Raw genomic sequence first — 21,150 nt, forward strand, 5'->3', positions numbered from 1 at the left:
CCATCGACATGATGCAGACCGGCATTTTCACGGGCTATTTCCCGTATGGCCTGAAGGAAACCGCACAGAAGATCCGTGCGCTGGACTTCAACACGGTGCAGCTCGACCTGCACTTCAAGGATGTCGACCTCTCGGCCGGCCAGATCAGCAAGGACAAGGCCAAGCAGGTCCGCGACACGTTCCGCGACCACCACCTGCCGATCTCGTGCATCTCCGGCTACACGAACATCATCCATCCCGATCCGGCCGAGCGCGAGAAGCGGGTCGGCTACCTGAAGGAGATCATCCGCAACGCCCGGCATTTTGGCACGCCCTACGTGATCTCCGAGACCGGCACCTACAACACCGAGTCCGACTGGGTGCACCACGAGAAGAACAAGACGGAAGAGGGCTTCGAGGAGTGCCGCAAGGTCGTCGCGGACCTCGCCCAGACCGCCTATGACCACGGCGCGGTCTTCCTGCTCGAGACCTATGTGAACAACGTCGTCGGCTCCGTGGAGGAGACGGTGCGCATGTTCGCGCAGGTCGACCATCCCGGTCTCGGCCTCCTGATGGACCCGACCAACTACTTCGAGACCCACAATATCGACCGGATGGACCAGATCCTCGACCAGGTCTTCGACACGCTCTCGGACAAGATCAAGATCGGCCATGCCAAGGACGTGAAGCGCTCGGGGGACGACAAGTCCGAAAAGCATGCCGACATCGGCGATGCCGACGCTTTGGAGAGCCACACCTTTCGCGGGGTCGGCGAGATCGAACTGCCGGCACCCGGCCTCGGCTCGCTGAACTACGACCTCTACCTGAAGCGGCTCTCCGAGAAGCATCCGAACATCCCGATGATCATCGAGCACCTGTCGGAAGACGACGTGCCCCGCGCCAAGACGTTTCTCGACGGCAAGCTGCGCGACAACGGCCTCTGAAGCTCCAACCGAAGGGACGACGACGATGAGGACGGTTCTGAAGCTGGTCTCCGCCACGCTGATCGCCTGCGCGGCGCTAGCCGCGCCCGGCCATGCGCAGGAGGCCAGGAAGACCTTCTATCTCCTGTCGCATGGCGGGCCGTCGGACGCCTTCTGGCTCGACTGGAATGCCGGCGCGCAGAAAGCCTGCGAGCAACTGGCGGTCGACTGCCAGATCTCCTTCTCGGGCGGCGACATGGCGGCGCAGAAGGAGGCCTTCAACTCCGCCATCGCCGCCAAGCCCGACGGGATCGGCACGACTTCCGCGCAGCCGGGTCTCTGGACCTCGGAGGTCAAGGCGGCCAAGGAGGCCGGCATTCCCGTCGTCTTCTTCAACACGGACGATCCGGCGACCGGACGGCAGGCCTATGTCGGCGCGGATCTGACCGAGGCCGGCGCGACCTGGGCCCGCTATCTCGTCGACAACAAGCTGGTGAAGCAGGGCGACAAGGTCTTCCTGCCGGTGGAGGTGCCGGGCGCCAGCTACCAGCAGCTGGAAACCGCCGGCATCGCCAGCGTCTTCGACCCCCTGGGGATCACCTACGACGTGGTGGATGCCGGCACGGACCCGGCCGGCATCATCGCCAAGATGAGCGACTACATGCTGGCCAACAATCCGCCGGCGATCATCGCGCTCGGCGATTCCGTCGCCTCCGCCGTGCGTCAGGTCTTCGACAATGCCGGCATCGCGCCGGGCTCGGTGCCGGTGGTCGGCTGGGGTAATTCGCAGGCGACGGCCGAGGCGGTGCGCGACGGCTACTTCAAGGCCGCGGCCTGGCAGTATCCGTCCGCGCAAGGGTTCATGCCGGTGGCGCTTCTGAACCTTGCGGCCTCCGGCGAGCCGATCGGCTACGACATCCAGACCTTCAGCCTCTACGACCGAACGAGCGTCGAGCCGATCCTGAAGCTCTATTCCAAGTGATCGAACCGTCGCCGGCCGTCTTCGGGCCGGCGGCCTTGCGCGGGAACGTCCGATGTCCGCTTTGACCGAACCCTTGCCCCCGGCCGGGCGATACTGGCGGGGGCTGGCGGCCTCGCCGCAACTGGCTTCGCTCGTCATCCTCGTGGTCGTGCTGATCGGTTTTTCGATCGCGCGTCCGGCCTTCCTGTCGCCTCTCAACATTTCCAACATGATGGCCTTCCTGCCCGAGCTCGGCATCATCGCGCTCGGCATGACGCTGCTTCTGACCGCGGGCGAGTTCGACCTGTCGGTCGGCGCGACCTTCGCGCTCGCGCCGGTGATCGTCATGCTGCTCGCGCAGAATGGCGGGATCGACATCGGCACGGCTCTGGCGATCGGCCTCCTCGTCTGCATCGCCATCGGCCTGATCAACGGGTTGATCGTCACCAAGATCGGGATCTCGTCCTTCCTGGTGACGCTCTCGATGCTGATGATCGTGCGCGGCGTCGCGCTCTACATCACGCAAGGCTTTCCGCTGAAGGCCTGGAACGAGCCGGGCGTCTTCGTCAGCCTCCTCGCCGGCAGCTTCACGCTCGGCGGGTTTCGGCTCTACACCTCGCTCTGGTGGTTCATCGCGCTGACGCTCCTCTGCGGCTACGTCCTGAACTACGCCAAGCTCGGCAACTGGATCAGCGCCATCGGCTCGAACCGCAATGCCGCCGTCGCGCGCGGCGTGCCGGCCGATCGCGTCAAGATCGGCCTCTTCGTCCTGACCTCGGTTCTGGCCGGCCTTGCCGGCATGATCAGCGCGTTCCGCATCTCCAACGCCTCGCCCGTCGCCGGCACCGGCTACGAGCTCGAGGTCATCGCCATGGTCGTCGTCGGCGGCACCGCGCTGACCGGCGGGCGCGGCACCATCCTCGGCACGATCATCGGCGCCTTCATGCTGCGCGCCATCCGCAACGGGATCGTGCTGATCGGCGTGCCGGGCCTCGCCTTCAACATCTTCGTCGGCGCGATCATCCTCGTCATGCTGATCGTGCATGCCATGATCCGCAAAGGGAGCCTGCGGCGATGACGGGCGCGGGCGAAATCCTGCGGCTCGACCGCGTCCGCAAGAGCTTCGGCCATGTCCACGCGCTGCGCAGCGCCTCCCTTATCGTGCGCGAGGGGGAGGTGGTGGCGCTTCTCGGCGACAACGGCGCGGGCAAGTCGACCCTCATCAAGGCGATCTCCGGCGTTCACCCTTTCGACGGCGGCGAGATCCATGTGCGCGGCCGGAGGGCGACGATCCGCAACGCGCGCGATTCCATGGCGCTCGGCATCGAGACGATCCACCAGGACACCTCGCTCGCACCCGATCTTTCGATCGCTCGCAACCTCTTCCTCGGCCGCGAGCCGGTGAAGCTCCCCTGGCTCGGCGTCTTCGCCCCGCTCGATTTCGCGGACCTGCGGCAGGCGGCGGCGGCCCTTCTGCGGCGCGTCGGCATCTCCAAGAAGCTCGATGCCGACGTCCTCGTGAACACGCTTTCCGGCGGCGAGCGGCAGTCGATCGCGATCTCCCGCGCCATGCAGTTCGCGGCCAAGCTCATCATTCTCGACGAGCCCACCAACAATCTCGGCGTCGAGGAGACGCATGGCGTGCTGCGCTTCGTGCGCGAGGTGAAGGCGGCCGGCCACAGCGTGCTCCTCATCACCCACAACATCCACCACGTCTTCCAGGTCGCGGACCGGATCGTCGTGATGCGCCGGGGGGAGGTCGTGGCGGAGAGGAACGTCGCCGATACCGATCTTCTCTCGGTCGAGGCGCTCATCATGGGGGTCGACGTCGCCGATCTGGCGGTGGACGCGAAGGCTCATTGAGGACCCCCGCATGGTAGAACTTTACGGACGGAGCTTGACGCGGCGCGAGGTCGCCGAGCGATCCGGAATGCTCTCGCAGTTCGCGGGCGTGCGGCTGATGACCCTCGGAGACGGCGTCGAGCGCGGCATCCGAATGCTGGAGTTTCGCACCGGCTCGGGCCTGCGCTTCACCGCCCTCGTCGATCGCGCCCTCGACATCGCCGACTGCGACCACATGGGTCGGGCGATCGGCTGGCATTCGCCCTCCGGCTTCCGCCATCCCGGCCTGCACGATGACGAGGGCGAGAAGGGCCTCGCCTGGGCGCGCTCCTTCTCGGGCCTCCTCGTCACCTGCGGCCTCGATCACATCCTCGGCCCCGAGGAGGTTCCCGCCGACACCTACAACTATCCGGGCAAGCGGAGCGTCTCGCACTCCCTCCACGGACGCCTCAGCACCATCCCCGCCCGCCTCACGGGCTATGGCGAGACCTGGACAGGCGACGAATGCGTGCTCTGGGCAGAGGGCATCGTGCAGCAGTCCGCCGTCTTCGGCGAAGACCTGCACCTGATCCGCCGCATTGAGGCCGATCTCGGCGGCAACGAGATCCGCATCCGCGACCGTGTCGAGAACCACGGCTTTTCGCGGACGCCGCACATGTTCTTCTACCACGTCAATCTCGGCCATCCGCTGCTCGACGAGGGCACGCGCTATGTCGCGCCGATCCGGGACGTCGTCTGGGCCGCGCATGCGGGCGAGGCCTATCGGCGCCAGAACGCTGGCTACCGCACGATGCCGGCCCCGCAACTCGGCTTTCGCGAGCAGGTCTGGGAGCACGAGATGGCGGCGGATGCGCAAGGGCGCGTGCCCGTCGCCGTGATCAACGAGGCCGCCGGGCTCGGCTTCGAACTCGTCACGCGCAAGTCGCAGCTCCCCTGCGCCTATGAGTGGCAGAACGTCCAGGCCGGCCATTACGCGCTCGGAATCGAGCCCTCGACCCATCATGTCCTCGGCGACCTCGCCGCCCGGGATCGCGGCGAGATGATCTGGCTGGAGCATGGCGAGAGCCGCTCCTACGACGCGACCTTTCGCATTCTCGACGGGGCCGCGGCCCTCGACGAGGCCGAACGGCGCATCCGTTCCATCGCCGTGCAGCCCGAGGAGGAGTTTCCGACGCCTTCGGGGCACTTCGTCCCGCTGCGACAGAATGACGTGAAATGATGTGAAAAGACATTAATTGAGATGTCTCATTGATGTGCGCCGCATCGCCTGTTATGGCTGGAGCTCAAGCATTGGTTCTGCATCATTCGGGAGGCATGGATGAGCATTGCTGAGAATCTCCAGCCCGCGCGCGCGCGCCGTGACTACAGCCTGACCGGCGTCAGTTCGCGCGAGGCGGTGGAAAATGGTCTGGCGGCCGCGGAGTGGTATCACACCGACATCTCCCGCAAGGAGATGAAGGCGCTGATGCAGCGCTCGGACCAGCCCGCAATCCGCGACACCGCGATCTGGCTGGGCACGATGGTGCTGGCCGCGGCGGGTGCGATCGCCTTCTGGGGCACCTGGTGGTGCGTGCCGTTCTTCCTCGTCTACGGCGTGCTCTACGGCTCGGCCTCGGATTCACGCTGGCACGAATGCGGCCACGGCACGGCCTTCAAGACGCGCTGGATGAACGACGTCGTCTACCAGATCGCCTCCTTCATGCTCATGCGCAATCCCGTGACGTGGCGCTGGAGCCATGCCCGGCACCACACGGACACGATCATCGTCGGCCGCGACGCCGAAATCGCCGTGATGCGCCCGCCCGATCTTCTGAAGACCGCGCTGATGTTCACCGGCCTTCTCGACTTCCGCTATTCCCTGCCGACGCTCGTTCGTCAGGCAACCGTCGGCCTCGATGCCGACGAGAAGTCCTACGTGCCGGAGATGGAGGTCGCGAAGGTGAAAACGGCCGCGCGCTGGCACGTCGCGATCTATGTCGCGACGATCGCGCTCGCGCTCGCCACCGGGTCGTTCCTGCCGCTCATGCTGATCGGCCTGCCCCGTCTCTACGGCAGCTGGCACATGGTCCTGACCGGGCTCCTGCAGCATCTCGGCCTCGCCGACAACGTCACGGACCACCGGCTGAACACGCGCACCGTCTACATGAACCGCGCGAGCCGCTTCATCTATTGGAACATGAACTACCATGTGGAGCACCACATGTTTCCGATGGTGCCCTATCACGCGCTGCCCCGGCTGCACGAGATGATCAAGCACGACCTGCCGGTGCCGAACCCGTCCATGTGGCACGCCTACAAGGAACTCTGGCCGGTCCTGAAGAAGCAGCTGCGCTACGAGGACCATTATCTCCGCCGCGACCTGCCGCCGACCGCAAGGCCCTATCGCGGCGAGTATCACGACTTCGAACTGGCCGCCGCCGAGTAACGCCCCGCAGGATGGTCGAAGACACGACCGCGGCGCCGGACGAACACGACCCATGGGAGGATATCGATGACCGGCTGGGTTGACGCCTGCGCTGCCGACGACGTGGACGAGGAGGACGTGATCCGCTTCGACCATGCCGGCCGCACCTTCGCGATCTACCGCTCCCCCGACGACGCCTACTTTGCGACGGACGGCCTCTGCACGCATGAGAAGGTGCATCTCGCCGATGGTCTCGTCATGGACGACGTGATCGAGTGCCCCAAGCACAACGGCCGTTTCGACTACAAGACCGGGCAGGCCAAGGGTGCGCCGGTCTGCGTCAACCTCCAGACCTATCCGGTCAAGGTCGAGGCCGGCCGTGTCCTGATCGACATCGGCTGACCTTATGACGATCCCGCCCTTCGAGCGCGGCATGGTCGTCGTCGGTGCCGGCGAATGCGGCCTGCGCGCCGCCATCGGCCTGCGCGAGCGCGGATCGACGGCGCCCGTCACGTTGATCGGTGCCGAACTCCATCTTCCCTATGAACGACCGCCGCTGTCGAAGGACGCGATGGCGATCGACGGCGGCCCCGAGCCGAAGGCCGTTGCGAGCCGGGACATGCTGGAGGAGCAAGGGGTGTCGCTGATCGCCGGTGCCGAGGTCGTCGCGATCGATCGCTCCGCCAAGGCCGTGCGCCTCTCGACGGGCGGCCTGATTCCCTACGACAAGCTTCTTCTCGCCACCGGCGCGCGGCCCCGTCGCCTGCCGATGGCGGAGGGCCTTTCGGCCTGCGTCTATCTGCGCACCTTCGACGACGCGCGGGCGATCCGGGCCCATCTGACGCGCGGCGTCCGCGTCGCGGTGATCGGCGGCGGCTTCATCGGGCTGGAGCTTGCCGCCTCGGCGCGGCGGCTCGGCTGTCCGGTCACCGTGGTCGAAAGCCTGCCGCGCCTCTTGATGCGCGCCGTGCCGGCGGACATCGCGGAGGTGATCGAGCGGGAGCACCGGGACCGGGGCGTCGACATCCTGACAGGCATGACCATCGAGGCCATCGAGGAGACCGAGACGGGCCTTCGGATCGCGCTGGCCGGCGGCCGGACGGTGGAGGCCGACCTCTGCATCGTCGGGATCGGCGCCGTGCCCAATGTCGAACTTGCCGAAGGGGCCGGCCTCGCCACCTCGAACGGCATCGCCGTCGACGCCGAACTGCGCACGAGCGATCCCGACATCTTCGCAGCGGGTGACTGCTGCTCCTTTCCGCTGGATCTCTACGGCGGCCGCCGCCTGCGGCTGGAGGCCTGGCGCAATGCGCAGGAGCAGGGGGCGCTCGCCGCCGCGAACATGCTCGGCGGCCACGAGGGCCACGATGCCGTGCCGTGGTTCTGGTCGGATCAATACGATCTCGGCCTCCAGATCGCGGGCCTCTGCGACGAGGGGCGCCATGTCGTGCGCCGCGATCTCGGCGAGGGCAGCTTCATCCTCTTCCATCTCGCCGAGGACGGCCGGCTGGTCGCGGCCTCCGGCATCGGCCCGGGCACCGCGGTCGCCCGCGACATCCGCCTCGCCGAGATGCTGATCGCAAGGCGCTCGCGCCCGGTCCCGCAGGACCTCGCGGCACCTCACGTCAAACTCAAGGCGCTGCTGGCGGCTTGAAGCCGGCCATTGCGGGAGGGAATTTTTCATGAAGCGCATCAGGCCGACCGTCGCGGATCTCAGGGCCATCAGGGGCGAGCGCGAGCTGACCATGCTCCGCGTCATGACGCTGGAGGAGGCGGAAGCCGCCGAACAGGCGGGAATCGACATCGTATCTGTCCCGCCGGACCTGATGCTCCACCCGAGCTACCGGGACGCCGCGCCCAGCCTCTTCTCCATGCCGGGGGAGAACTTCTACGAGATCGGCACGGGCGACGACTTCGTTCGCTGGGCGTTCCGAATGGTGAAAGCCAGCGCGGACGCCGTCTACTGCAGCGCCAGCACCGCCACGATCAAGCGCATGGCGGACGAGGCCATTCCCGTCATCGGCCATGTCGGGCTCATCCCCTCGCGCCGCACCTGGACGGGCGGATGGAAGGCCGTCGGCAAGACGGCGGCCAGCGCGCTCGCCATGATGCAGGAGGTCCGCGCCCTCGAAGCCGCCGGGGCCTTCGGCGCGGAGATCGAGGTCGTGCCCGTCGAGGTCGCAGAGGCCATCTCGCAGCGGACCTCGCTCTTCATGATCTCGATGGGGTCGGGCGGCGGCTGCGACGCGCAATATCTCTTCGCCGAAGACATTCTCGGCGCCAATCGCGGCCGCGTTCCCCGTCACTCGAAGGTCTACCGCAACTTCGCCGCCGAACACGACCGCCTCCAGCAGGAGCGCATCGCCGCCTTCTCCGAATACGTCGCCGACGTCAACGCGAAGTCCTTCCCGGAAGACCGCCACGTCGTCCGCATGGACCCGGCCGAACTCGCCCTCTTCAACGAGCGCATCGACCGGCTGTGACCGCCGGACGTTCGAAGCGCGGAAAGCCAATACTTGTGGCGAAAAGGTCGTGGGACAGGCCTTCGGAACCGACATGTCTACGGCAAGGGCGCCATCGTGCTGGCCGACTACGCTGCGATGGCGGAGCGGCTCGGGCGGCTGAAAGGCAGCTTCATCCCGTCGATCAACGACCATCCTGCGATCCGCGAAATCTTCGCCGCCTTCGACATCGAGCGGGTCGAAGCGACCTATAGCGTTTCGAAGGGCGATCCGTTGAAAGCCAGCCAGCTGATCATTCGTTCGGTAATGCCGTTTCGAGGCGTTGAATGCGCGCCATGCGAGTTGCGGTCAATGCGAAAGCCGCTTCAAGTTGTCCCAAATCGCGCAGCGCGCTACAGTTCAGGTTGCGTCCCGAGTCAGCCTCTGCGACGTAGTGTAAATGGCTGAAACCCTAATCGAGAGCCTTGTTGATTACAGTGTCAGCCTGAATGGCGTCATCATTCCAGTGGGCTCGGTTCAATCTGCACTGGCAAGGTATGCACAATGCTTATTCGTCTGGAACGACGATGAAGTATACAAGGTTTCTACCGCAGGCTCTTCGGTGGCGATCAAATATCGGGGACGATTTCTTTTGATATGCTGCCGCCATCAGCTGAAAGGTATTGATCCTTCTCGCGTATCGCTTCTGACATCCGATGGAGAGTCCTGCCTTTCTTCAGCTGGAGTCAGGCATTTTGATCGCAGGTTGAACGAGTGGGATTACCATGACCTCGCGGCGTTCGACTTCACGGAACCCTGCCTCTGCCATCCTTCGATGCAGGAACGGTTCTTCACGTTAAAAACCGCTCCGCCCAACGGCCCGAACGTCGAAATTCCGTTCCTCATACTCGCCGGGTTTCCATCAAAAGCTCAGGCGTATGAGTTAGAAGACAACAAGCTCGGATTAGCTAAGCGGATACAAATCTGCGTCCTCGATAGTCAGCCCTCCGACGATTCTCTCCTACTGCTGCGCACTATAGACCCGATGACATACGAGCCGGATGGAATGAGCGGGGGATCTGCATTCTCCGTCCATATGGTCCAGGACGCCCTAACCGCGTTCTTCGCCGGTATCATCGTCAGAGCGGGAAATGGCTTCTACCGCATCGTCAAAGCGGGATATGTCATTCGCTTTCTAGATCAATTCGTCAACGATCTAGAGAGCTGACACCGTCCCTTCGGTGAAACGCCGCTATGCCTCGCCTGGAACGATCTGATCGAAGGCAACGGGAAGGGCTTGAGGAGGCAGTGAATGGATTGCGGACCGCTCTCAACTCGCGCAGCGCACCACATAGCCGGGACAGCTGCATCGTGAATTCGCCCCTGGGTTCACGAACAGATAAATCATCCCTCTGGGCGGAGATTTAGTCAACGAAATCAATAGGTCTAATGGCGGAGAGAGCGGGATTCGAACCCGCGTTACGCTTTCACGTAAACACACTTTCCAGGCGTGCGCCTTCAACCACTCGGCCACCTCTCCGTCGCGGCGTCCGGCGGGCCGGGCGCTGCGGAACCGGGGGCGGCGGGCGCTCCCGGTTTTGGTTGGCGTGACCTACCACCGGTTCGCGGTAGACTTCAACCCCCGTCACCCTCTCGTCACAGGCTCCCGCAAGCCTCGCGGCGAATTCGGGGCTGGCTGCCGCCTTCGACGAGCAACCAATGGACGGAATGTGCCTGCCGAGGGCGAGGTCGTGGACGCGGCGGATGAGGTCTTCGGGACGACGGAGAGCGGTCTTAAGCGATTTCGGGCGGCGAGGGGCCGGCGGCGGCAGGCGAAGGCACGATGTTTTAGAAGGCGAGAGTTTTCGACAGGGAGCGCTTGGCGCCTTGGAAGACATCGACGCCCTGGAAAGACGGTGGCTCAGACGGGTTCGCAACGATACCGGGACGATCCAGGCGGCATTGCATCGAGGGGGCTGTCCTCCCACTTAATGGAGCAGCGGCGCGGGGCGCGTCGGGTTCGATCGCCGGGTTTGGGAGAGGCGCATGATCCGGTTTTTCGTGAACGCGGTCGGAACGCTGCTTCTGGCGCTGGCGCTCGTCTTCGCCGTCGGGGACATCGCCCGCTCGATCGCGCAGGATGCGGTGCGGATCACGGCCATGGGCGATGCGATGGCCTCGATCGGCCTGCCCTTCGGTCCCGGCGCTGAAACCTCCAGCGTGACCGCCGATCTCATCGTCCTCGTCTCCTCCTGGCCGGCGGCTCCGGTTCTGGCCGTCTTCGCCTTTCTCGTTTTCCTTCTCGCCCGGCCGCGCGAAGCGCGGGCCCGCCGTCTGGCGCGCTGACCGGAGCGGTTCCCGAAACAGCAGCCGAAAAGGCCATCTCGATGTTTCTCCTCGACATGTTTTCCAAGAAGATGAAGCTGCCGACGCCCGAAGAGGCGCTTCCCGGCCGGTCCGAGCCGCTTCCCACCGCCGCCACGCATTTCGTCAACGGTCACCCGATCAAGGCGCCGTTCCCGGAAGGGCTGGAAACCGCGATCTTCGGTCTCGGCTGTTTCTGGGGTGCCGAGCGCGTCTTCTGGAAGACGCCCGGCGTCTATTCCACCGCCGTCGGCTATGCCGGCGGGGAGACGCCGAACGCAACCTATCGCGAGGTCTGCACCGGCCAGACCGGGCATAACGAGGTCGTGTTCGTCGTCTTCGACCCCAAGATCGTGTCCTACGAGGCGCTGCTGAAGCTCTTTTTCGAGAGCCACGATCCGACGCAGGGCATGCGTCAGGGCAACGACATGGGCACCCAGTACCGCTCGGGCATCTATCTGACCTCGCCCGGCCAGCGCGAGGAGGCCGAGTCTGCCAAGGCGGCCTATCAGAGGGCGCTGACGGCGGCCGGACATGGCGGCCAGATCACGACCGAAATCCGCGACGCGCCGCCCTTCTACTATGCCGAGGAGGAGCACCAGCAGTACCTCGCCAAGAACCCGAGCGGCTATTGCGGCCTCGGCGGCACCGGCGTGTCCTGCCCGATCGGTCTGGCCGTCGCGAGCTGATCGTTTGGCGGGCAGCGATGGTCGCAGCCGATTTTAGATGCGGGCCAAGCCCGGTCGTGCCAGTCTGAGGACGGTGCGGCCGGGCTTTTTCGTGCCGGCGAGACAAGATCATCGAGGCTGCCGGGAGGCGGCCGAGATCCAAGGGAGCGTAACCTTTATGCGTGCATTCTGGACCGGACTTCTCGGCGCGACCGCGCTTGCTGCGGCCATTCCCGTGGGCGCCGCCTCCGCCGCCGAGATCAAGCCGGCTGTCGTCTACGATGTCGGCGGCAAGTTCGACAAATCCTTCAACGAGGCCGCCTATGCGGGCGCGGAGGCCTACAAGACGAAGACCGGCACGGCCTATCGCGATTTCGAGGTGCAGCAGGATGCCCAGCGCGAGCAGGCGCTCCGCCGCTTCGCGCGCGACGGCGCCTCGCCGATCGTCGCCATCGGCTTCAGCCAGGCGGCGTCGCTGGAGACGGTCGCCAAGGAGTTTCCCGACACCAAGTTCGCCATCGTCGATTCGGTCGTCGACCTGCCGAACGTGCGCTCCATCCTCTTTTCCGAGGAGCAGGGCTCCTATCTCGTCGGCGTTCTCGCCGCGATGAAGTCCGAAGGCGGCAAGGTCGGCTTCGTCGGCGGCATGGACATCCCGCTCATCCGCAACTTCGCCTGCGGCTACAAGGGCGGCGTGAAGTCGGTGAAGGCGGATGCGACGGTCATCGAGAACATGACGGGGACGACCGGCGCGGCGTGGAACGATCCCGTGCGCGGCGGCGAGCTTGCCAAGTCGCAGCTCGACCAGGGCGCGGACGTGATCTTCCATGCGGCCGGCGGCACCGGCATCGGCGTGCTCCAGGCGGTCTCCGATGCCGGCAAGTTCGGGATCGGCGTCGATTCCAACCAGAACGACCTCCATCCCGGCCATGTCCTGACCTCGATGGTGAAGCGCGTCGACACGGCGGTCGAGAAGGCCTTCGAGGATGCCGCGGCCGACAAGTGGACCTCCGGCAAGCAGGTTCTGGGCCTCGCCGAGGACGGCGTCGGCTATGCGCTCGACGACAACAATGCCAGCCTCGTGACGCCCGAGATGAAGGCCGCCGCCGAGAAGGCCAAGGCCGACATCATCGCCGGCACCGTGAAGGTCCACAGCTACTACGCCGACAACGCCTGCCCCTATTGAGGCGGCTTCGCGGGCGCCCCGACGGCGCCCGCATCCCGGCTTCAGTAATGCGGCGGCCGGTCGATCGCGGGCGCCGGCTCGGCCTGCTGCAGCCGATCGGCGAACTGGCGGAGCACGGCCTCCAGCCGGTCGATCGCCGCGCCCTGCCGGCGGACCTCCTCGGAGAGGTCCTCGATCACGAGGCCCTGATGCGAGAGGAGGATCTGCAGATCCTCGATGCGCGGGTCGGCGTTCATGGCTCGGGTCTTTCCTGGTTCGGCTGTCGGGCGAGGCTCTATCATCCAAAGCCCGCGCGGCGAAACATCGGCTCTGGAGAACGCCCGGCCGCATGGCGAAGGCGGCTTTCCATCGCGCATCCAAGTCCATAGACTCGGCGAGGGCATAAGGACGGAGCGTTCATGGCGGCGATCGAGCTGATCGGAATTTCGAAGAGCTTCGGCGCCGTCGCCGCCAATCGCGACATCCGCCTCGCCGTCGAGAAGGGCACGATCCACGGGATCGTCGGCGAGAACGGCGCGGGCAAGTCGACGCTCATGTCGATCATCTACGGCTTCTATCAGGCCGATTCCGGCGAGATCCGCGTCGACGGCAAGCCGATCGCCATCCGCGGCACGAGCGAGGCCATCGCGGCCGGCATCGGCATGGTACATCAGCACTTCATGCTGATCGACAATTTCACCGTCGTCGAGAACGTCATGCTGGGCGCCGAGAAATCCGCCTTCCTCTCCTCCGGCATCGCGCGCGTGCGCGCCGAGCTGAAGCGCCTGTCGAAGGACCATGGCCTCGACATCGATCCCGATGCGGTCGTCGGCGAGCTGCCGGTCGGGCTGCAGCAGCGGGTGGAGATCCTGAAGAGCCTCTATCGCGGCGCCGATATCCTGATCCTCGACGAGCCGACGGGCGTCCTGACGCCGCCCGAGGCCGATCATCTCTTCGCCGTGCTCCGCCAACTGCGCGACGAGGGCAAGACGATCATCCTCATCACCCACAAGCTGCGCGAGATCCTGGCCGTCACCGACAGCGTCTCCGTCATGCGGCGGGGCGAGATGGTGGCGACGGTGAAGACGGCCGAGACGAGTTCGGCGGCGCTGGCCGAGCTGATGGTCGGGCGCCGTGTGCTCCTCTCGGTCGACAAGGCGCCGGCGACGCCGCGCGAGACGCGCCTGTCGGTCAAGGGCCTGACGGTCCGCGACGGACGCGGCGTCGCGATGGCCAAGGACGTGTCCTTCGATCTGAGGGCCGGCGAGATCGTCGGCATCGCCGGCGTCGCGGGCAACGGCCAGTCGGAGCTTCTGGAAGCCCTGGCGGGCCTGCGCGGCGCCGAGAGCGGCCGGGTCGAGCTTCTCGGCGAGCCGCTCGATCCGACGCGGGCCGGCGATCCCGCCGCATTGCGGGCGAAGGGCCTCGCCCATGTGCCGGAGGATCGCCACTCCATGGGCCTCGTCCTCGCCTTCGAGGAAAACGAGAATGCCGTTCTCGGCTATCATCGCGAGCCCGGCTTCTCGCGCGGCGGCTTTCTCGATCGCGCCGCCATGCGCCGGGACGCGGCCGAGAAGATCGCGGCCTACGACATCCGTCCGCCCGACGCCCGGCTGAAGACCGCGAACTTCTCCGGCGGCAACCAGCAGAAGATCGTGCTGGCGCGCGAGATGGAGCGCGGCCCGAAGGTGCTCCTGATCGGCCAGCCGACGCGCGGCGTCGATGTCGGTGCCATCGAGTTCATCCACCGGCGCATCGTCGAGATGCGCGATGCCGGCTGCGCCATCCTCCTCGTCTCCGTCGAGCTCGACGAGATCCGCGCTTTGTCCGACCGCATCCTCGTCATGTTCGACGGCCGGATCGTCGGAGAGCGGGGGCCGGGCGCCGAGGAGCGCGATCTCGGCTGCCTGATGGCGGGCGTCGGCACGACTGCGATCGAGGGGCGGGCGGCATGAGGGATGCGCGGATCACGCTGGTGACGCTCGGCGTCTCCGATCTCCAACGCGCCAGCGCCTTCTACGAGGCGCTCGGCTGGACGCGGACGCAGGCGGGCAACGAGAGCGTCGTCTTCCTGCAAGGGGAGGGCCTGGTTCTCTCGCTCTTCGGTCTTGCCGATCTCGCCAAGGATGCCGGCCTGACGGCGGAGCCCCTGCCGGCCTTTCGCGGCGTGACGCTCGCGATCAACCTTCCCAGCGAGGCGGAGACGGACCGGCTCTTCGACACGGCGCTCGGCGCCGGCGCGACGGCGGTGAAGCGGCCGGAAAAGGTCTTCTGGGGCGGCTATTCCGGCTATTTCGCCGATCCCGACGGCCATCTCTGGGAACTCGCCCACAACCCCTTCTTCGCCATGGACGAGCGGGGTCTGCTCGATCTCGATCCCGCGCGCCCGGAGACCGCATCTTGAGCCGTCCCTATGCCAAGCTGCCGAGGATCGTCGACTACGGACTGATCCCGATCCTCAACGTCGCCGTCGCCTTTCTGGTGGCGGGCCTTGTCGTCCTCATCGTCGGCGAAAGCCCGCTGGAGGCGGCGCGGCTGATGCTGCGGGGCGCCTTCGGCTATGGCGAGGGCATCGGCTTTACGCTCTACTACACGACGAACTTCATCTTCACCGGGCTCGCCGTCGCGGTCGCCTTCCATGCCGGGCTCTTCAACATCGGCGGGGAGGGGCAGGCCTATCTCGGCGGTCTCGGCGTGGCGCTGGTGGCGCTCGGCCTCGGCGGCTCACTGTCCTGGTGGCTGACGCTGCCGATCGCGGCGCTGTCGGGCTTCGTCTTCGGCGCCGCTTTCGCCTTCATTCCCGCGATCCTCCAGGCCCGGCGCGGCAGCCACATCGTCATCACGACGATCATGTTCAACTTCATCGCCGCCAGCATCATGGTCTATCTCCTCGTCGGCCCGCTGAAGCCGATGGGCTCCATGCAGCCGGAGACGCGCACCTTCGAGGCGGGCGCGCAGGTTCCCAAGCTGAAGGGTCTCTTCGAGGCCTTCGGCGCCAGTCTCGGCGGCGCGCCGCTGAACGTGACCTTCTTCGTCGCGCTGGCCGCCGCCCTCGCGGTCTGGGTCCTCATCTGGCGCACCCGGCTCGGCTACGAGATCCGCACGCTCGGCGCCTCGCCCAAGGCCGCGCTCTATGCCGGCATGAAGCGCACGCGGCTCGTGGTGATCGCCATGGCGATCTCGGGCGGCCTCGCCGGCATGATGGCGCTGAACCCGGTCATGGGCGACCAGTACCGGCTGCAGATCGACTTTCCCGCGGGCGCCGGCTTCGTCGGCATCGCGGTCGCGCTGATGGGGCGGGCGCATCCGGCGGGCATCCTGCCGGCCGCCCTTCTCTTCGGCGTGCTCTACCAGGGCGGGGCGGAACTCGCCTTCGACATGCCGGCCATCTCTCGCGACATGATCGTCATCATCCAGGGCCTCGTCATCCTCTTCGCCGGCGCGCTGGAGAACATGCTGCGGCCGATGGTGGGCGCGGGCTGGCGGCGCATCGCCCTGCGCTCGACCAGGACGACGCCCGTCGCGGAGGCCCGCTGATGGACGCCGCCTTCCTCGTCAACACGCTGGATTCGACGCTCCGCCTGTCGACGCCGCTGATCCTGGCGGCGTTGGCCGGGCTCTATTCCGAGCGGGCCGGCGTCTTCGACATCAGCCTCGAAGGCAAGATGCTGGTCGCGGCCTTCGTCTCCGCCGTGGTCGCCTCCCTGTCCGGCTCGGCGGTGGTCGGCCTTCTCGGCGGCATCGGTGCGGCCGTCGCCTTCTCCCTGGTGCACGGCCTCGCCTCCATCACCTATCGCGGCAACCAGATCGTCTCCGGCGTCGCGCTGAACTTCGTCGCCGCCGGCCTCACCGTGCTTCTCGGCCAGAACTGGTACGGGCAGGGCGGGCGCACCCCGGCGCTCGTCGGGCCCGAGCGCTTCGGCGAGGTCACGCTGCCCTTCGCCGCCGAGATCGCGGGCGTGCCGGTGCTGGGGCCGATCTATTCGGGCATCCTGTCCGGCCAGAACATCCTCGTCTACGCCGCCTTCGCGATGGTGCCGGTGACATGGTGGGTGCTGTTTCGCACGCGCTTCGGCCTGCGCCTGCGCGCGGTCGGCGAAAATCCTGCGGCCGTGGACACGGCGGGCATCTCCGTCGCCTGGCTGCGCTATCGTGCCGTCATCGTCTGCGGCGTGCTGACGGGCGTCGCCGGCACCTATCTGGCGCTGGCGCAGGGCGCCGGCTTCAACCGCGACATGACGGCCGGCAAGGGCTACATCGCGCTCGCCGCGCTGATCTTCGCCAAGTGGAAGCCGCTGCCGGTCCTCGGCGCCTGCCTCCTCTTCGGCCTGCTCGACGCGGTCGCGATCCGCATCCAGGGCGTCAGCCTGCCCCTCGTCGGCGAGGTGTCGGTGCAGTTCGTCCAGGCTCTGCCCTATGTGCTGACCGTCGTGCTTCTGGCCGGCTTCGTCGGCAAGGCCGTGCCGCCCAAGGCCGGCGGCGTACCCTATGTGAAGGAACGATAGACCATGGCCGACGATCTCTTCTCGCTCGCGCGATCGGCCATGCGAAAGGCCCATGCGCCCTATTCGCAGTTTCCCGTCGGCGCCGCGATCCGCACGGTGGACGGGCGCCTCTTCGCCGGCTGCAATGTCGAGGTCGTGAGCTTTCCCGAAGGCTGGTGCGCGGAGGCGACCGCGATCGGCCACATGGTCATGGACGGCGGCGGGCGCATCGCCGAAATCGCCGTCGTGGCGCCCAAGAAGGCGCGCTGCACGCCCTGCGGCGGCTGCCGCCAGCGCATCGCCGAATTCGCCGGGCCGGATGCGCGCGTCCACCTCTGCGACGAGACCGGCGTCGTCGAGACGCTGCGCCTCGACGCGCTCTTCCCGCGCGGCTTCGAGTCCGACGAGGTCGGGGGAGCCGCGGCATGAGCGCCGTCGACGTCGAGGCCCTGCGCGCCCGGCTCGGCGGCCGGTCGCCGAAGATCGCCCTCGTGCTCGGCTCCGGCCTCGGCGCGCTCGCCGCCGAGATCGAGGATGCGCTTCGCATTCCCTATGACGAGATCGAGAACTTTCCAAAGAGCGCCGTTTCCGGCCATTCCGGCGAGCTCGTCGCCGGGCGGCTCGCGGGCGTCGAGATCCTCGCTCTCTCCGGCCGCGTCCACTATTACGAGGCCGGCGACAGCGCCGCGATGCGCCCCGCGCTGGAGGCGCTGAAGGGCCTCGGCATCCGCATTCTCGTCCTCACCAACGCGGCGGGGTCGCTGAAGCCGGAGATCCATCCGGGCGAGGTCATGCTGATCGAGGATCACATCGCCTTTTCCGGCCGCAATCCGCTGATCGGTGAGCCCTCCGACGCCCGGTTCACCGGCATGACGGCGGCCTATGACGAGGCCTTGCGCGCGACCTTGATCGAGGCCGCGACCAAGGAGGACGTAGCCCTCCATCGCGGCGTCTACATGTGGTTTTCCGGCCCGTCCTTCGAGACGCCGGCCGAAGTGCGCATGGCGCGGCTTCTGGGGGCGGACGCGGTCGGCATGTCCACCGTTCCCGAGACCATCCTCGCCCGCTTTCTCGGGCTGAAGGTCGTCGCGGCCTCCGTCGTCACGAACTACGGCGCCGGCATGACCGGCGCCGAACTCAGCCATCACGAGACCAAGACCGTGGCCCCGAAGGGCGGCGCGACGCTGGCGCGCATTCTCAAGGCCGCGCTGCCCGACTTCCGCCCATGATGCTCCCGCAGGAGACCATCCGCCGCAAGCGCGACGGCCACGCGCTGGACGCGGCCGAAATCGCGGGCTTCGTCGCGGGCGTTTCGGACGGGCGCGTCGGGGAGGGGCAGATGGCCGCCTTCGCCATGGCCGTGTTCCTGCGCGGCATGGCGGCGGAGGAGACGGTCGCCCTGACGGTCGCCATGCGCGATTCCGGCGACGTGCTGGACTGGTCGGGCTTTTCGCGGCCGATCCTCGACAAGCATTCGACCGGCGGCATCGGCGACAATGTCTCGCTGATGCTGGCGCCGATCGTCGCCGCCTGCGGCGGCGCGGTGCCGATGATCTCCGGGCGCGGCCTCGGCCACACCGGCGGCACGCTGGACAAGCTGGAATCGATCCCCGGCTACACGGTGGCGCCCGACACCGCGCTCTTCCGCCGGACGGTCGCCGAGGTCGGCTGCGCCATCATCGGCCCGACCGGACGCCTCGCCCCTGCGGACGGGCGCCTCTACGCCGTCCGCGACGTGACGGCAACGGTGGAATCCATCCCGCTCATCACCGCCTCCATCCTCTCGAAGAAGCTCGCCTCCGGCCTGCAGGGGCTGGTCCTCGACGTGAAGACCGGCTCGGGCGCCTTCATGGCCTCGCGCGAGGCGGCCGAAGAGCTGGCGCGAAGCATGGTCGAGGTCGCGAACGGGGCGGGCCTGCCGACCGTCGCGCTCCTCACCGACATGGACGAGGCCCTGGCGAGCGCCGCCGGCAATGCCGTCGAGATCGAAAACGCCGTGCGTTTCCTCACCGGCGAACATCGCGACGCCCGCCTCCTCGACGTGACGCTTTCTCTCGCCGCCGAAATGCTGGCGCAAGGAGGCCTCGCCTCCGATGTCGCGTCCGGCCGCGCCCGCGCCGAGGCGGCTCTCGCCGACGGTTCGGCCGCGGAGGTCTTCGGCCGGATGGTCGCCGCCCTCGGCGGGCCTCTCGATTTCGTGCCGCGCAGGACGGCCTATCTGCCGAAGGCGGCGGTCGTCGGCGAGATCGCGAGCCCTGAGGCCGGTTTCGTCGTGGGCGTCGATGCGCGCCGGCTCGGTCTTGCCGTCCTCGCGCTCGGCGGCGGGCGCACGCGGCCGACCGACGCGGTGGATCACGCGGTCGGCCTCACCGCCTTGGAGGGCATCGGCGCGCGCATCGAGGCGGGCCAGCCGCTCGGGCTCGTCCATGCCCGCGATGCGGATGCGGCCGAGGCGGCGGTGCGCCTCGTGCGCGAGGCCTATACGCTCGGCGACGCCGCTCCGGCGCAGCGCGCGACGGTCATCGCGCGGATCGCGTGAGGGCTCACTGGACGAGGTTCAACGTCGCGCCCTCGACGCCGAAGCGCTTGAGCTTGCTAAGAAAGCTCATGCCGAGGAGCGTCGTGGACAGAACCTTGCCGCGCGAGACCATGACCTCGACGTCGCGCACCTCGATCGTGCCGATCTGCACGCGGTCGAGCTTGGCGAGCGCCACCTCCGTCTGCCCGTTGGCGGTCTCGGCCTTGTAGCGGAAATCCGCCGGGGCGAGGACGAGGCCGAGCTTGCGCGCGGTCTCCTCGCTGATCGAGACATAGGTCGCCCCGGTGTCGACGAGGACGGGAACCGCGCGGCCGTTGAAACGCGCGCTGGTGCGAAAGTGCCCGTCGGGCTCGGCGGTGAGCCGCGCGGAACGTCCGAGGGGAGCCGTGCTGGGCGCGGCGGCTTCCACGACGGCGGCCGGCGGCGACACGATCTCTTCGCGCCCCGCCTCCGCCGAGAGTTCGGCCTGATAGCGCTGGAACACGGAGGGAAAGGCGAAGCCGACGACCGCCACGGCCCCGACGATCGCGATCAAACCCTTCGACATGCCGGCCGCTCCTTGGAAGGGGCGGTGCCGGCAAGCCGGCATCGCCCGCGCCGGATCTGGGCATCCGGCCATCGGAGCCAAGCTTGGCAGGCTTTGCTGAGGAAAGACTGAAGGCGGCGCGCTCTGACGAAACGCCGGCTTACTTCGTGCCGTACATCCGGTCGCCCGCATCGCCGAGGCCGGGCATGATGTAGCCCTTCTCGTTGAGATGGCTGTCGATCGCGGCGGTAAAGACCGGGATGTCGGGATGGGCGTCGCGAAAGCGCTTCAACCCCTCGGGCGCCGCGAGAAGGCAGAGGAAGCGGATGTTCTTCGCACCGCGCGCCTTCAGCATGTCCATGGCCGCGATCACCGAATTGCCGGTGGCCAGCATCGGATCGACCACGATGACGAGGCGGTTTTCCAGATCCTCCGGCGCCTTGAAGTAATACTCCACCGCCTCCAGCGTCTCGTGGTCGCGGTAGAGGCCGATATGGGCGACGCGCGCGGCGGGCACGAGGTCGAGCATGCCCTCCAGAAGGCCGTTGCCGGCGCGCAGCACGGAGGCGAAGACGAGCTTCTTGCCCTCCAGGATCGGCGCGTCCATCGCCACCATCGGCGTTTCGATGCGCATGGTCGTGAGGTCGAGATTGCGCGTGACCTCGTAGCAGAGGAGCGTCGAGATCTCGCGCAGCAGCCGGCGGAAGCTGGCCGTCGAGGTCTCCTTGTTGCGCATCAGCGTCAGCTTGTGCTGCACCAGCGGATGGTCGACGACGGTAACTCCGTCCATGCGGAAGGCCTTTCGGTTCGCTTGTCGGCGGGGAGACTAGAGCGCCCGGCCTGCCGCGCCAAGC

At 67.1% G+C, this 21,150-nt stretch carries 24 protein-coding genes and 1 tRNA gene; 21 read left to right on the forward strand and 4 right to left on the reverse strand.

Features of this window, described 5'->3' with window-relative positions; translation table 11 throughout:
- Positions 1–8: 8 nt before the first annotated feature.
- From ASG62_RS19645 to ASG62_RS26740, 11 genes are all read left to right on the forward strand, one after another.
- Positions 9–923, forward strand: coding sequence for a sugar phosphate isomerase/epimerase family protein (locus ASG62_RS19645; protein ID WP_056696707.1), 915 nt, complete (start codon positions 9–11; stop codon positions 921–923).
- Between the two features lie 25 nt (positions 924–948).
- Positions 949–1,884, forward strand: a complete 936-nt coding sequence (locus ASG62_RS19650) for a substrate-binding domain-containing protein (RefSeq protein WP_056696705.1) — start codon at positions 949–951, stop codon at positions 1,882–1,884.
- 52 nt (positions 1,885–1,936) lie between these two features.
- Positions 1,937–2,941, forward strand: a complete 1,005-nt coding sequence (locus tag ASG62_RS19655) for an ABC transporter permease (RefSeq protein ID WP_056696703.1) — start codon at positions 1,937–1,939, stop codon at positions 2,939–2,941.
- The gene (locus ASG62_RS19660; RefSeq protein ID WP_056696701.1) at positions 2,938–3,726 is read left to right on the forward strand and encodes an ATP-binding cassette domain-containing protein; all 789 of its coding nucleotides are present in this window, start codon (positions 2,938–2,940) and stop codon (positions 3,724–3,726) included. Before ASG62_RS19655 ends, ASG62_RS19660 begins: the two co-directional genes overlap by 4 nt.
- Positions 3,727–3,736: 10 nt before the next feature.
- Positions 3,737–4,924, forward strand: a complete 1,188-nt coding sequence (locus tag ASG62_RS19665) for an aldose 1-epimerase family protein (RefSeq protein WP_056696699.1) — start codon at positions 3,737–3,739, stop codon at positions 4,922–4,924.
- Between the two features lie 99 nt (positions 4,925–5,023).
- A complete protein-coding gene (locus ASG62_RS19670) occupies positions 5,024–6,130 on the forward strand; it encodes a fatty acid desaturase family protein (protein WP_056696697.1) in 1,107 nt (368 codons plus the stop codon).
- A 66-nt stretch (positions 6,131–6,196) separates the two neighbouring features.
- Positions 6,197–6,511 (forward strand): MocE family 2Fe-2S type ferredoxin, encoded by a 315-nt coding sequence (locus ASG62_RS19675; protein ID WP_056696695.1) that lies wholly within the window; start codon positions 6,197–6,199, stop codon positions 6,509–6,511.
- 4 nt (positions 6,512–6,515) lie between these two features.
- Positions 6,516–7,763, forward strand: coding sequence for an NAD(P)/FAD-dependent oxidoreductase (locus ASG62_RS19680; RefSeq protein WP_056696693.1), 1,248 nt, complete (start codon positions 6,516–6,518; stop codon positions 7,761–7,763).
- A gap of 28 nt (positions 7,764–7,791) precedes the next feature.
- The gene (locus ASG62_RS19685; RefSeq protein WP_056696691.1) at positions 7,792–8,592 is read left to right on the forward strand and encodes a 3-methyl-2-oxobutanoate hydroxymethyltransferase; all 801 of its coding nucleotides are present in this window, start codon (positions 7,792–7,794) and stop codon (positions 8,590–8,592) included.
- Between the two features lie 96 nt (positions 8,593–8,688).
- On the forward strand, positions 8,689–9,018 hold the full coding sequence (locus tag ASG62_RS26735) for a hypothetical protein (protein ID WP_156382265.1): 330 nt from the start codon (positions 8,689–8,691) through the stop codon (positions 9,016–9,018).
- Positions 9,011–9,778: a hypothetical protein gene (locus ASG62_RS26740; RefSeq protein WP_156382266.1), complete on the forward strand. Its 768-nt coding sequence runs from the start codon at positions 9,011–9,013 to the stop codon at positions 9,776–9,778. Before ASG62_RS26735 ends, ASG62_RS26740 begins: the two co-directional genes overlap by 8 nt.
- A 222-nt stretch (positions 9,779–10,000) precedes the next feature.
- Here ASG62_RS26740 and ASG62_RS19695 read toward each other — a convergent pair.
- Positions 10,001–10,090, reverse strand: a tRNA-Ser gene (locus ASG62_RS19695).
- 506 nt (positions 10,091–10,596) lie between these two features.
- On the opposite strand from ASG62_RS19695, the gene ASG62_RS19700 reads away from it, so the two are divergent.
- The 3 genes from ASG62_RS19700 to ASG62_RS19710 all read left to right on the forward strand — a co-directional run bounded on the left by ASG62_RS19700 (position 10,597) and on the right by ASG62_RS19710 (position 12,768).
- Positions 10,597–10,896 carry a hypothetical protein gene (locus ASG62_RS19700; protein ID WP_056696687.1) on the forward strand — a complete coding sequence of 100 codons (300 nt, stop codon included), beginning with the start codon at positions 10,597–10,599 and terminating at the stop codon, positions 10,894–10,896.
- A 41-nt stretch (positions 10,897–10,937) separates the two neighbouring features.
- Positions 10,938–11,603, forward strand: coding sequence for a peptide-methionine (S)-S-oxide reductase MsrA (msrA, locus tag ASG62_RS19705; RefSeq protein WP_056696685.1), 666 nt, complete (start codon positions 10,938–10,940; stop codon positions 11,601–11,603).
- 157 nt (positions 11,604–11,760) lie between these two features.
- Positions 11,761–12,768 (forward strand): BMP family lipoprotein, encoded by a 1,008-nt coding sequence (locus ASG62_RS19710; protein WP_056696684.1) that lies wholly within the window; start codon positions 11,761–11,763, stop codon positions 12,766–12,768.
- Positions 12,769–12,809: 41 nt separating this feature from the next.
- On the opposite strand, the gene ASG62_RS27055 is transcribed toward ASG62_RS19710, so the two are convergent.
- A complete protein-coding gene (locus tag ASG62_RS27055; RefSeq protein WP_056696683.1) occupies positions 12,810–13,004 on the reverse strand; it encodes a SlyX family protein in 195 nt (64 codons plus the stop codon).
- 162 nt (positions 13,005–13,166) lie between these two features.
- On the opposite strand from ASG62_RS27055, the gene ASG62_RS19720 reads away from it, so the two are divergent.
- From ASG62_RS19720 to deoA, 7 genes are read left to right on the forward strand one after another with little or no spacing between them, the layout of a single operon-like run.
- Entirely contained in the window at positions 13,167–14,702 is a 1,536-nt protein-coding gene (locus ASG62_RS19720) for an ABC transporter ATP-binding protein (RefSeq protein WP_056696681.1), read from the forward strand.
- Positions 14,699–15,151, forward strand: a complete 453-nt coding sequence (locus ASG62_RS19725; protein ID WP_056696679.1) for a VOC family protein — start codon at positions 14,699–14,701, stop codon at positions 15,149–15,151. The genes ASG62_RS19720 and ASG62_RS19725 overlap by 4 nt, the downstream gene beginning before the upstream one ends.
- Positions 15,148–16,284 carry an ABC transporter permease gene (locus tag ASG62_RS19730; protein WP_056696676.1) on the forward strand — a complete coding sequence of 379 codons (1,137 nt, stop codon included), beginning with the start codon at positions 15,148–15,150 and terminating at the stop codon, positions 16,282–16,284. Before ASG62_RS19725 ends, ASG62_RS19730 begins: the two co-directional genes overlap by 4 nt.
- Entirely contained in the window at positions 16,284–17,252 is a 969-nt protein-coding gene (locus ASG62_RS19735; RefSeq protein ID WP_056696674.1) for an ABC transporter permease, read from the forward strand. Before ASG62_RS19730 ends, ASG62_RS19735 begins: the two co-directional genes overlap by 1 nt.
- Before the next feature lie 3 nt (positions 17,253–17,255).
- Positions 17,256–17,660 (forward strand): cytidine deaminase, encoded by a 405-nt coding sequence (locus ASG62_RS19740; RefSeq protein WP_056696671.1) that lies wholly within the window; start codon positions 17,256–17,258, stop codon positions 17,658–17,660.
- Positions 17,657–18,460 (forward strand): purine-nucleoside phosphorylase, encoded by an 804-nt coding sequence (locus tag ASG62_RS19745; RefSeq protein WP_056696668.1) that lies wholly within the window; start codon positions 17,657–17,659, stop codon positions 18,458–18,460. The genes ASG62_RS19740 and ASG62_RS19745 overlap by 4 nt, the downstream gene beginning before the upstream one ends.
- Positions 18,460–19,770 carry a thymidine phosphorylase gene (gene deoA / locus ASG62_RS19750; RefSeq protein ID WP_056696829.1) on the forward strand — a complete coding sequence of 437 codons (1,311 nt, stop codon included), beginning with the start codon at positions 18,460–18,462 and terminating at the stop codon, positions 19,768–19,770. The genes ASG62_RS19745 and deoA overlap by 1 nt, the downstream gene beginning before the upstream one ends.
- A gap of 4 nt (positions 19,771–19,774) precedes the next feature.
- Here deoA and ASG62_RS19755 read toward each other — a convergent pair whose 3' ends face one another.
- Both ASG62_RS19755 and upp read right to left on the reverse strand, forming a co-directional pair.
- On the reverse strand, positions 19,775–20,317 hold the full coding sequence (locus ASG62_RS19755; protein ID WP_056696665.1) for a TIGR02281 family clan AA aspartic protease: 543 nt from the start codon (positions 20,315–20,317) through the stop codon (positions 19,775–19,777).
- 139 nt (positions 20,318–20,456) lie between these two features.
- Complete coding sequence (gene upp, locus ASG62_RS19760) at positions 20,457–21,086, reverse strand: uracil phosphoribosyltransferase (RefSeq protein ID WP_056696664.1); 630 nt, start codon at positions 21,084–21,086, stop codon at positions 20,457–20,459.
- Positions 21,087–21,150 lie beyond the last annotated feature (64 nt).

Origin of the sequence: Aureimonas sp. Leaf427 (assembly GCF_001425485.1) — a bacterium.
GTDB lineage: Bacteria > Pseudomonadota > Alphaproteobacteria > Rhizobiales > Rhizobiaceae > Plantimonas.

What these genes read in the sequence shown, in the direction of transcription:
- ASG62_RS19645 (WP_056696707.1), top strand. Translation starts at nt 9, where the DNA reads ATGATGCAGACCGGCATTTTCACGGGCTATTTCCCGTATGGCCTGAAG.
- ASG62_RS26740 (WP_156382266.1), top strand. Translation starts at nt 9,011, where the DNA reads ATGGCTGAAACCCTAATCGAGAGCCTTGTTGATTACAGTGTCAGCCTG.
- ASG62_RS19670 (WP_056696697.1), top strand. Translation starts at nt 5,024, where the DNA reads ATGAGCATTGCTGAGAATCTCCAGCCCGCGCGCGCGCGCCGTGACTAC.
- ASG62_RS19735 (WP_056696674.1), top strand. Translation starts at nt 16,284, where the DNA reads ATGGACGCCGCCTTCCTCGTCAACACGCTGGATTCGACGCTCCGCCTG.
- ASG62_RS19725 (WP_056696679.1), top strand. Translation starts at nt 14,699, where the DNA reads ATGAGGGATGCGCGGATCACGCTGGTGACGCTCGGCGTCTCCGATCTC.
- ASG62_RS19755 (WP_056696665.1), bottom strand. Translation starts at nt 20,317, where the DNA reads ATGTCGAAGGGTTTGATCGCGATCGTCGGGGCCGTGGCGGTCGTCGGC.
- msrA (WP_056696685.1), top strand. Translation starts at nt 10,938, where the DNA reads ATGTTTCTCCTCGACATGTTTTCCAAGAAGATGAAGCTGCCGACGCCC.
- ASG62_RS19700 (WP_056696687.1), top strand. Translation starts at nt 10,597, where the DNA reads ATGATCCGGTTTTTCGTGAACGCGGTCGGAACGCTGCTTCTGGCGCTG.
- ASG62_RS27055 (WP_056696683.1), bottom strand. Translation starts at nt 13,004, where the DNA reads ATGAACGCCGACCCGCGCATCGAGGATCTGCAGATCCTCCTCTCGCAT.
- ASG62_RS19720 (WP_056696681.1), top strand. Translation starts at nt 13,167, where the DNA reads ATGGCGGCGATCGAGCTGATCGGAATTTCGAAGAGCTTCGGCGCCGTC.
- ASG62_RS19660 (WP_056696701.1), top strand. Translation starts at nt 2,938, where the DNA reads ATGACGGGCGCGGGCGAAATCCTGCGGCTCGACCGCGTCCGCAAGAGC.
- deoA (WP_056696829.1), top strand. Translation starts at nt 18,460, where the DNA reads ATGCTCCCGCAGGAGACCATCCGCCGCAAGCGCGACGGCCACGCGCTG.
- ASG62_RS19655 (WP_056696703.1), top strand. Translation starts at nt 1,937, where the DNA reads ATGTCCGCTTTGACCGAACCCTTGCCCCCGGCCGGGCGATACTGGCGG.
- ASG62_RS19665 (WP_056696699.1), top strand. Translation starts at nt 3,737, where the DNA reads ATGGTAGAACTTTACGGACGGAGCTTGACGCGGCGCGAGGTCGCCGAG.
- ASG62_RS19680 (WP_056696693.1), top strand. Translation starts at nt 6,516, where the DNA reads ATGACGATCCCGCCCTTCGAGCGCGGCATGGTCGTCGTCGGTGCCGGC.
- ASG62_RS19685 (WP_056696691.1), top strand. Translation starts at nt 7,792, where the DNA reads ATGAAGCGCATCAGGCCGACCGTCGCGGATCTCAGGGCCATCAGGGGC.
- ASG62_RS19710 (WP_056696684.1), top strand. Translation starts at nt 11,761, where the DNA reads ATGCGTGCATTCTGGACCGGACTTCTCGGCGCGACCGCGCTTGCTGCG.
- upp (WP_056696664.1), bottom strand. Translation starts at nt 21,086, where the DNA reads ATGGACGGAGTTACCGTCGTCGACCATCCGCTGGTGCAGCACAAGCTG.
- ASG62_RS19740 (WP_056696671.1), top strand. Translation starts at nt 17,256, where the DNA reads ATGGCCGACGATCTCTTCTCGCTCGCGCGATCGGCCATGCGAAAGGCC.
- ASG62_RS19675 (WP_056696695.1), top strand. Translation starts at nt 6,197, where the DNA reads ATGACCGGCTGGGTTGACGCCTGCGCTGCCGACGACGTGGACGAGGAG.
- ASG62_RS19745 (WP_056696668.1), top strand. Translation starts at nt 17,657, where the DNA reads ATGAGCGCCGTCGACGTCGAGGCCCTGCGCGCCCGGCTCGGCGGCCGG.
- ASG62_RS19650 (WP_056696705.1), top strand. Translation starts at nt 949, where the DNA reads ATGAGGACGGTTCTGAAGCTGGTCTCCGCCACGCTGATCGCCTGCGCG.